The organism is Streptomyces carpinensis (assembly GCF_002154505.1).
GTDB classification, from domain to species: Bacteria; Actinomycetota; Actinomycetes; order Streptomycetales; family Streptomycetaceae; genus Streptomyces; species Streptomyces carpinensis.
On sequence record NZ_MUBM01000336.1, the window covers coordinates 1 to 2,457 of the forward strand.

Consider the following 2,457-nt stretch of genomic DNA (forward strand, 5'->3'; position numbering starts at 1 on the left):
CGGTCAGTCTCATGCTCAGCGTCCGACTGAGGAAGGAGCTGCGCCGACGGCTGCTCACCCTCGCCGTCCGCAAGATCCCCACGCTGACGCCCTTTATGGTCGGCGCCGCCATCGGCGCCTTGCTGAACCACTACGACACCACAAGGCTCGCCCAGGCCATCCGTGCCGACCTGCGCGCGCGCCAGGCCCCCTGGCCCGCGCTGCCAACGCAGGAGTCGGGTGCCGACTCCTGAGCCACCGCCGCTCGGTTCACGGACTCGATTTCCGCCCTGCCGTACGGAAAATCGAGACGCTAGAGGCGCGCATGGCTGGAGGCCCTGTTCGCCGAGCGCCAGCTGACCGTCCCGTGGACGCTGTGCCCCGAAACCACCGACGTCGCCCTCGCACGGGAGTGGCTGACCTCCTGGACCGAGGTCCCCGGCATCGAGGGCCTCGTCATCCGAGGCAGCCAGCAGCGCTACCTCCCCGGCGCCCGCGCACTGGTCAAGATCCGCCGCCGGAACACGACCGAGGCCGTCATCGGCGCCATCTCCGGCACACTGCGCCGCCCTCAGACACTCGTACTTGGCCGCCTCGACGAGCACGGGCGCCTGCGCCCCGTCGGCCGAACCACACCCGTGAGCCCGGACGCCGCCCGGCAGCTCGCCGAGCAGCTGACGCCAGCCGCACCAGGCCACCCCTGGGAAGGCGTCCGCTTTACCGCCTCGTGGGGATCACACACTCCGCTCGACGTCACACTCGTCCAGCCCGACCTGGTCGCCGAAATCATGGTCGACACCGCCCAGGAACGCGGAGCATGGAGGCACCCCCGCACGGTTCGCCCGGATCCGAACGGACATCACCACCACGGACGTGGCACCGTTCGGCGCGGGCGCCACACCATCCGCAGGATGACCCGCCTGCCGGAGGCGGGGGCCGCGGTGTGTCAGCCCAGAGGCACCCACACGTCAGGGCCCCCGCCCCGCCACTCGATCAGCGGCGACGTCTCCACGTCCACGCCCTCCAGGCCGGCCCGCCGCAGAAAGTCCGCCACGTCCGCCGGCTGCAACGCCAGCCCCAGAATCTGCCCGTCAACGCGCACCCGCCGACCGCCTGTCATCGACGGCGGCGACACCACCACATGGTGCTGACCGGACATGCCCCCGGCATCCGCCCCGGCGGCCGGACATGCACCCGACAGTGTCCGCCTACTCCAGCACGCCCAGCGCCGTGTCCGGCCTGCACTTCGAGCACGCCTGCACCCGCCGACGGGTCAACGCGTCCAGGGCCTCCGCCCGCGTCACCGGCCTCCGCCGCTTCCCCGGGTCCCAGCAGTCGCCCGTGTGCACCGCCACGAAGTTGTTCTTGCTCAGGCCGATCTCGTCCGGAGGCGGGGGCCGCATCTCCGCGCCGCGGCGGCGCCCGGCCTCCCGCCGCTGCTCCTGGGCGATCCACCCGTCGATCTGCGCCAGTGCAGCCGTCGCCTGCTGCACGACCACCCGGCGCGCGAACTGCAGCAGCTCAAGACGGGACGGCGCGGCTTCGTTCACACGTTCGAGTCTAGCCGTGGTCTGCGGAAATCCCGCCGGGTCATCCGCCCCTCGTCCCACCAGTACCAGCCATGCGGCGCCACATCCGGACGCGGCCACAACGCCAGCCGATACGCCCGACGCCCATCCGGCGCGTCGTAGTGAGCGACCGCCACGCCCCGGTATGGCTCGCTGGCCACCCGCAGATTGATCCGCACGACGTCATACGGCCCGTACGCGAACACCTCGGCCCCGGCGTCCGGGGGAGGCGCCACCTCGGCATCACGCGAATCGTCCAAGTGTTCGATAGTAGGGGTGGTGGCGGCATCCGGACATGAGACTCGCAGCAATGGTTGTCAGCGACAGTGCTACTCGGCCACAGGGGCGACGCTCACCCGGGTGACCCAGTGCTCACCAGGCCATTCGCCAACGCCCCTTCATGCAAAGGCTCTTGAGGGGTCACGCGGCACCAATTCGCTACCGGCCGGTAGACGCCAAGCTGGAGGTCCACACGGGCAAGGAGGTGACGCTCACATCATGAGCAAAGAGTTCTGGCGGACGATCCAGACGGCCATCGAGAAAGACAACTGGACCGCCCGCCTCGTCGTGATCTTCTTCACGACCGGAGCCGCAGCAACGGGTACCTGCGGGGTCATCGCTGCCAGATAGCCCCCAGCCGCTCTGTGTGGCGGCATGTAGCCGCAGTCCGCCACACGGCAACGGTAGGCGGACAACACGCCCAGCGGCAGCAGCAGGCACAAGAACGCGCCCCACCCGCTGCGCCCGGACAACACACTCATCCAGGCGCCAGACACGCAAGACGCCGCCAGCCGGCGCGCCCACCACACCCCCACTGCTACGGTCGCCCGCCCTCCCGGCGGCCGGACGCCAACGCCCCCCGAGCGCCCGGCCGCCGGGAGGGCGGGCGACCGTAGCAGTGGGGGTGTGG

The 2,457-nt window shown here is 70.7% G+C and carries 4 protein-coding genes and 1 pseudogene; 2 read left to right on the forward strand and 3 right to left on the reverse strand.

Annotated elements, in window-relative coordinates:
• A pseudogene (locus BZY54_RS51210) lies at positions 1–233 on the forward strand (hypothetical protein); the annotation flags it as partial.
• Between the two features lie 692 nt (positions 234–925).
• Here the strand turns inward: BZY54_RS51210 and BZY54_RS36800 are convergent.
• Genes BZY54_RS36800 through BZY54_RS36810 form a run of 3 tightly spaced genes read right to left on the reverse strand, consistent with a single transcriptional unit; the run spans position 926 to position 1,807 of the window.
• Complete coding sequence (locus BZY54_RS36800) at positions 926–1,138, reverse strand: hypothetical protein (protein ID WP_086729654.1); 213 nt, start codon at positions 1,136–1,138, stop codon at positions 926–928.
• Between the two features lie 49 nt (positions 1,139–1,187).
• Positions 1,188–1,529, reverse strand: coding sequence for a DUF6233 domain-containing protein (locus BZY54_RS36805; protein ID WP_086729655.1), 342 nt, complete (start codon positions 1,527–1,529; stop codon positions 1,188–1,190).
• Positions 1,526–1,807, reverse strand: a complete 282-nt coding sequence (locus BZY54_RS36810) for a hypothetical protein (RefSeq protein ID WP_086729656.1) — start codon at positions 1,805–1,807, stop codon at positions 1,526–1,528. Before BZY54_RS36810 ends, BZY54_RS36805 begins: the two co-directional genes overlap by 4 nt.
• A gap of 238 nt (positions 1,808–2,045) precedes the next feature.
• Between BZY54_RS36810 and BZY54_RS54875 the strand changes: the two genes are divergently transcribed.
• A complete protein-coding gene (locus tag BZY54_RS54875) occupies positions 2,046–2,177 on the forward strand; it encodes a hypothetical protein (protein WP_279634736.1) in 132 nt (43 codons plus the stop codon).
• The last annotated feature ends 280 nt before the right edge of the window (positions 2,178–2,457 follow it).